At 70.7% G+C, this 6,056-nt stretch carries 4 protein-coding genes; 1 reads left to right on the forward strand and 3 read right to left on the reverse strand.

Annotation, left to right across the window (positions count from 1 at the left end; genetic code table 11):
* Positions 1–65: 65 nt before the first annotated feature.
* Positions 66–1,088: a cyclase family protein gene (locus AC27VN_RS29895; protein ID WP_296784899.1), complete on the reverse strand. Its 1,023-nt coding sequence runs from the start codon at positions 1,086–1,088 to the stop codon at positions 66–68.
* Between the two features lie 290 nt (positions 1,089–1,378).
* Here AC27VN_RS29895 and AC27VN_RS29900 point away from each other — a divergent pair, with 290 nt between their 5' ends.
* Positions 1,379–2,071 carry a hypothetical protein gene (locus AC27VN_RS29900; RefSeq protein WP_490878892.1) on the forward strand — a complete coding sequence of 231 codons (693 nt, stop codon included), beginning with the start codon at positions 1,379–1,381 and terminating at the stop codon, positions 2,069–2,071.
* Here the strand turns inward: AC27VN_RS29900 and AC27VN_RS29905 are convergent.
* Together AC27VN_RS29905 and AC27VN_RS29910 are read right to left on the reverse strand one after the other, a co-directional pair.
* Positions 2,068–2,682, reverse strand: a complete 615-nt coding sequence (locus AC27VN_RS29905; protein WP_490878893.1) for an RNA polymerase sigma factor — start codon at positions 2,680–2,682, stop codon at positions 2,068–2,070. The genes AC27VN_RS29900 and AC27VN_RS29905 overlap by 4 nt on opposite strands.
* A gap of 91 nt (positions 2,683–2,773) precedes the next feature.
* Positions 2,774–6,056 (reverse strand): filamentous hemagglutinin family protein (locus AC27VN_RS29910; RefSeq protein ID WP_490878894.1); only part of this gene is annotated, 3,283 nt, incomplete at its 5' end.

Raw genomic sequence — 6,056 nt, forward strand, 5'->3', positions numbered from 1 at the left:
GTCGGATTCGCATGTCTCTTGTCTCCTTGGTTCTTCGTCGGTTCGCGCGTGTCGATGCGCGCGCTTCAGACCGTCGCCACCGGCGTGACCGGCGAGCCCACCGCGCCCGGCAGCCGCAGCGGCGGCGCGGTCAGCAGGAAGCTCGAGCGCTTGTGCGCGCGCAGCCATTGCGCGAGCTCGGCGAAATACCAGAGCTCGCCCAGGTGCAGGCCGAGCTTGAAGAGGCAGTGCGCATGCAGCGGCAGTCCCGGGTAGGAGCCGTTCGCGCCGGGGCGGGCCGGATAGGCCTCGACCGCGAAGTTGTCGGCGCAGATCGCGACGATGCCCGAGTCGGTGATCCACTGCAGCAGCTTCTCGTCGCGGCCGTCGAGCACCGCGCACGAGCGCGCCAGCACCTCGCCGTCGGGCTGCTTGTTCATCTCGAGGATCAGGTCGGCAAAGCCGGTGTACAGGCACAGGAAGTCGCCCTGCTCCACGCTCGCGCCCTGCGCCTCGAGCGCGGCCATCAGGCCGTCGTAGCCCACCAGCGCGCGCTCGCGGCCGTGGATGCGCTCGAGGTCGACCAGCACGCCGCGGCCCTGCACGCCGGCCGTGGCCATGCGCTCGATGCCGATCGAGCGCGCGCCCCAGCCGCGTTCGGCGTCGTCGGGGCCGACGATCTCGATGCCGGCGCGAAAGCCGTTGTAGTAGACCTTCTCGGGCCGGCCGTCGCCGTCGGCATCGAACATCTGGCCCACGTGGCCGAGGCCGTCCCACTGCGTCGAGTACTGCAGGAACATCAGCACCGCGTCGTCCGAGATCACGTCGCAGAAGCAGTCGTTGACGTTCGACAGCCGGTAGTTGAAGTTGAAGCTGTCGCCGCGCTTCTCGTAGACGAACTTCGGCGCCTTGCGGTGCTGGAACAGCGTGTTGCCGCCCGGATGGTCGAGCGGCAGGCTCAGGCAGAACGCCGTGCCGTGCTCGACCTCGCGGAAGGCGCGCAGGCGCGTGGCCGGTGTCAGCAGGTTCATGCGGCCGATCTGGTCGTCGGGGCCGAAATCGCCCCAGTTCGATCCTTCGGGGCGGTGTTGCCAGCGTGGCTTGTCCATGGGCGGAGCTTTCTTGAAGAGAGAGGCCAAAGAAGGGCTGCGCGCGTGGAGTCGTGTCCCGTCTGCCGGCAGCAGACGAAACATACTATTAGGTATGGCACACAGTCAATCGAGGCTGACCCTCGGGCGCGAGGACAGGTTCTGTGTCAATCCCTTGACTATCAAGTGCCGATCATTGCCTTTCTTCTCGATAGATACCAATCGGTATGTAGTGGCATGGAATGGCTCGTGCGGGAGCGGTCCATCACCGATACGAATGCGATGGCAGTCGCCGCCGATACCATCGGTCCATGCCGAGCGATCCCTCCTCCTCTCATCCCCACGCCCCGGAATCGCCCGAGGCCCTCTCGGCGACCGCGCGACAGAGGCTCGATGCATATCTCGCGCGAATCGACGGCCAGGACTTCTCCGACGCGTCACTGCTTTCCGCCGCCGACATCGTCCGCTGGAGCCTGGACCTGCGATCGCTCCCGATACCGCGGCGGCTCGACGGCCTGGTGCTCGACGATCCGCAGACGAGCAACCATCACCTGCTGTTGACCGCGCCGCCGCTGGCCGGCGCGGTCCTGTACCTGAGCCATGACGGCGACTCGCGCGTGGTGTTCGCCGACGTCGATGACTTCCTCGATGCGGTCCGGCGCGCCGCCGCCGACGATCGGGAGGTCGAGGACTTCCATCCCTCGGTATCGCCGCCCGCCGGCGACCAGGCGGGCGTGGGCGCGCTGATCCGCTCGCTGCTCGCCTCCGCGGACGACGAGGATGCGGCCGTTGCCTTCATTCCATCGCTGGACCTGCGCGATACCGGGCTGCTGCGCGAACTCGCATCGCACGAGAACTTCTTCGTGGTGGAAGCGCTCGCGGTGGAGATCGCGAAGCGTCGGGCCGAAGCGCTGCGCGAGATCGCGCGGATGTGCGCGGCGCACGCGCACCCGCAAGCGGCGAATGCGGGCAAGCGAGCCGTAGCGGCGGTGGCGTCGCTCTAGAGCCGGTCCACGCTGACCGACGACGCGCAATGGTCCAGCGTCCGTCGCAGCACCGTGTCGACCCGCCGCAGGCTCAGGTCGCAGCGCCGGGCGACCTCCTCGCGCGTCATCTCCTCGATGCGCAACCCGATCAGCACCGAGCGGTGGCGCTGCGGCAGGTGCTGCAAGGCGCGCTCCACCGCCGCGAGTTCGGAGCGCGCATCGGCGATGGCCTCGGGACCCGGCGAGAGATCGACGAGATGCTCGAGCTCGGTCTCGGCATCGCTCGCGTACTGCCACGATCTGTCGGCGCGCAGCCGGTCGGTCGCCGCGTTGCAGGCGACGCGGTAGACATAGGCCTCGGGGCTTTGCGCCGTCTGCGCGGACGCCCGGTCGCCAAGGCGGATCCACGCATCGTGCAGGCTGTCGCTGGCCAGGTCGGGGCATCCCAGGTGGTGCATCAGGCGCCGGTGCAGGCGCGCGTAGTTCGCCACCAGGAACACCTGCAGATCGGGGCCGATGCCCGCCGCGCCGCGGTCCTCTTCGCGCCCGAAGTCCAGGGGCTTGAAGGACGCGGCCCAGCGGCCACCGGATGCCGGACGCGCCGCGCTCGCATGAAGGGAGGGGGTCATGGTGGTGATGCTCGGGTGAAGAAGGCATGCGGCGGCCGGGCCTGCCGGTCGCGGCAGCCCGAATCCACCGAAGGCGCGCCGGTCCGGCGCGCTACAGGCCGAGGTTGGCGCGCTCCCGCGGCGTGAGTTGCCGGCGCGCCGAATCGGGCAGGTCGCCAACGCCCAGCACGCGCACCGAACTGGTCGCGTCGTAGCTGACGGGTTCCCTGCGCGGCGCGTTCGCCGGCGCGTCCGGACTGCCCGCCGGGCTCTCGTTGCCGAAGCCCAGAACGCGCACCGTGAAGACCGAGGGCAAGGCCTGCCGCGCGGCCGTGCGTTCGCGCTGCACCGTGTCCTGCGCCGCCATCGCAGCCTGCGAGGCAGCGGCGCTGGCATTGGTCAGCGCGCCCACGTTCACCGCGGCCACCACGGGAATCCCGGCGCTCTTTCCCTGCACCTGGATGTTGGCCGCGTTGACCACCTGCAGCGCCGCGAGATTGACGTTGCCCGAGACGCGGATGCCCGCCTCGCCCGCGTCGATGGTGCCCAGCGGTGCGATCAGGTCGACGTCGCCCGGCGGCACTTCGGGAATCGGGTTCAGCGTCGCGATGCCCGCGCCGGTGCTCGGCACGTTGGGCGAGAGCTTCACGTTGCCGAGCGTGTCGTACTCGCGCTTGGGCGGCGTGTAGACCAGCGTGGTCTTGGCGCCGCGGCCGGCGTTGATGTCACCCGTGGCCGACCACGCGAGGATGTCGCCGCCGAAGGTGGTCATGATGCGCGACAGGCCCAGCAGGATGCTGCCCTCGCTGTACATGTCGATGCTGCCCTCGCCCTGCGTCACGAGGCCCGCGGGCGTGACGCCCGAGAGGCTCGATGGCGTGATGCCCTCCACGCCCACCAGCGTCGTGCCGCCGGGCGCCAGCGTCTGGATGTCGCCGCCCGCCACGGTGCGCACGCCGGCATTGGTGTTCGCGCCCTGGTACAGCGTGATGCCGCCGTCGTGCACGATGGCCCGGCCCTGCGCATCGACGCTCGGGAACAGCGCCGCGATGGCATCGCGCCCGCGCAGGTAGCTGCCGAAGCGCTTGCTGCTCGCGTCGTTGTACTCGCGCCCGCCGGCCGTGAGCTCGGCATAGAACACCTGGCGCACGAAGATGCGCTGCTGCTCGGGCGCCAGGGCCTCGAAGTAGGCCAGCGCATCGGCGGCCGACGCGGCCGCGTAGCCGAAGCGCTCCCGCAGCCATTGCGCCAGTTCGGCGTCGTAGGTCTTGGCGACCTTGCCCGGCTGGTCGGCCAGCGCACGCGAGGCATCGCTGGCATGGGCCGGATCGAGGTAGCGCGCCGCGAAGCCCGCGAAATCGCTCGCGCCCTGCCCGGGCAGCCCGGCGCCCAGGCCGGCCTGCAGCACGATGCTGGCGCCCGGGCGCAGGTCGCCGCTCTCGATGCCGCCCAGGCTGGTGAGGCTGGCACTGTTGCCCTGGTAGATCTGCCGGCCCGCGCTGACCTCGAGCGTGCCCGGCCCGGCGATGTCGAAGTTGCTTTGGATCACGCTGCCGCCGGCCGCGATCATCGACACGTCGGTGGGCGCGTCGTGCACGATCAGGCCGCGGCTGCCGACGATGTCGCCACCCGCGAGAACGCGCACCGGCTTCGAGGCCTGGTAGTACAGCGGCCCCGGCGAGTTCGGCGCGCTGGTGTCGGTCACCAGCTCCAGGCCCAGCTGCAGCCCGAGCACGTCGCCGTGCACCGCATAGACGTGAATCGGCGTGCCGTTGCCGGCCGCGCTGTCGTCGGTCAGGGTGTTGGGACCGAACACGAACGGCGTGCCGCCGATGCCCATGTAGCCGTGGGCACCGTAGTAGTCGTACAGGTGCTCGTAGATCGCCGTGTAGTCGAACGGGTCGATGTACGAGAAGGGATAGGGCGCGGTCCAGTAGTTGCTCGCGACGATGTAGTCGCCGACGGTGCCCGTCTGGATCACGCGCCAGGCCGGGTTCAGTGGCGTCGCCAGCGTCGCGCGCGAGCTGCCGAGCAGGCCGATCTGCCCGGTGTTGTTGGCCGGGTTGTTGGCCGAGTCGCCCACCACGCTGCCCTTGGCGAGCAGGTCGAGCGCGCCGCGCGGCGAGGGCAGCATCAGGGTGGCCGAATTGGCCGGGGCGTTGTAGATGCTGCCGCCCGCGGCCACCGCGCGCATCACCGGCGGCAGGAACTGCGTGAGCGTGGTGCCGAAGGCCGTGAGGTTGCCGCCGGCCGAGAACAGCTCGGCGCCGCTGTCCTCGGACCACAGCGTGAACCAGGTCGCGCCCGCGCCGCCGGTGGGGTTGCCGTCCAGCGGCACGGCGGTGTCGACGTGCTGGCCCACGCGGCCCGGGTCGATCAGCGTGTTGAGCGCCAGGTCGCCCAGCGTGCGCACCGACACCGTGCCGTCGCCGGGCGCGAAGTTCAGCGCATCGCGCGTCTCGGCCGCATAGGCGGTGCGCGGATCGAGCGTGCGCGGGTCGGTGTTGCGCGCGCCGTAGTTCTTGAGCTCGAGCGTGCCCGCGTGCTGCGCGTCGACCAGGGTGTCGCCGCGCAGGTTGGCGTACACGCCGGCATAGATGCCGCCGCCCGCGCTCACGCGCAGCGTGCCGCCACCGGTCTGCTGCAGCCGGCCGTCGACCACGCGCCCGCTGCCGCCCACCGCGACCGCGATGCCGTCCAGGCCGGGCTTGGAGGTCGAATCGTTCCAGCCGTGCGGGCTGCCGATGTTGCCGCCGGCGCGCACCGACACGTTGCCACCGCCGAGCGCGCCGATGCCCGAGAAGGCCGGCAGCGTGAGCGAGTAGTTGAAGCCGTCGCTGTCGACCGCATAGCTGCCGAAGTTGATGCCCCAGCCGGTCTTCTGTCCCAGCGCATCGCCGCCCTGGCGCCAGAGCCATTCGCCGACCGACTGCGTGCCGGCGTCCTGGAAGCCCGTGATGTCGCCCTGCGCCCAGAGGTTCAGGTCGCCGCCGCCGCCCGTGTACCACATGCGCTGCGCGCCGAGGGTGGCGCCGTAGGCGTCCTGGTAGGGACCGAAGGCCGTGCCGTCGGACTGCAGCGAGCGCGGTGCGTTGTAGCCCGAGTCGGGGCCGGTGTCCGCCAGCTGCGTGCCGGCGGTGTAGACGCCGAACGGCGACTTCTGCACGTAGCTGCCGCCGGCGTAGAGCCCGAGGTCGCCGGTGCCGGTGCGCACCACGCTCACCGCGGCGAAGGGCGCATCGCCCGCCGTACCCGCATAGTGCAGGTCGTCGAGCACCAGCGCGCCCTTGCCGCCGAGCCGCGACGACGGCAGCACGACGCGGCTGTCGGCGCTCTGCAGGTCGGCGCCGCTGACCAGCCGCATCGACCAGGACTGCATGCCGGGCGCGAGCATC

It is taken from the genome of Variovorax sp. 20P10.2.4, from assembly GCF_058244205.1.

Coding starts and splice junctions, on each gene's coding strand:
- AC27VN_RS29895 (WP_296784899.1), bottom strand. CDS start 1,088: ATGGACAAGCCACGCTGGCAACACCGCCCCGAAGGATCGAACTGGGGC.
- AC27VN_RS29900 (WP_490878892.1), top strand. CDS start 1,379: ATGCCGAGCGATCCCTCCTCCTCTCATCCCCACGCCCCGGAATCGCCC.
- AC27VN_RS29905 (WP_490878893.1), bottom strand. CDS start 2,682: ATGACCCCCTCCCTTCATGCGAGCGCGGCGCGTCCGGCATCCGGTGGC.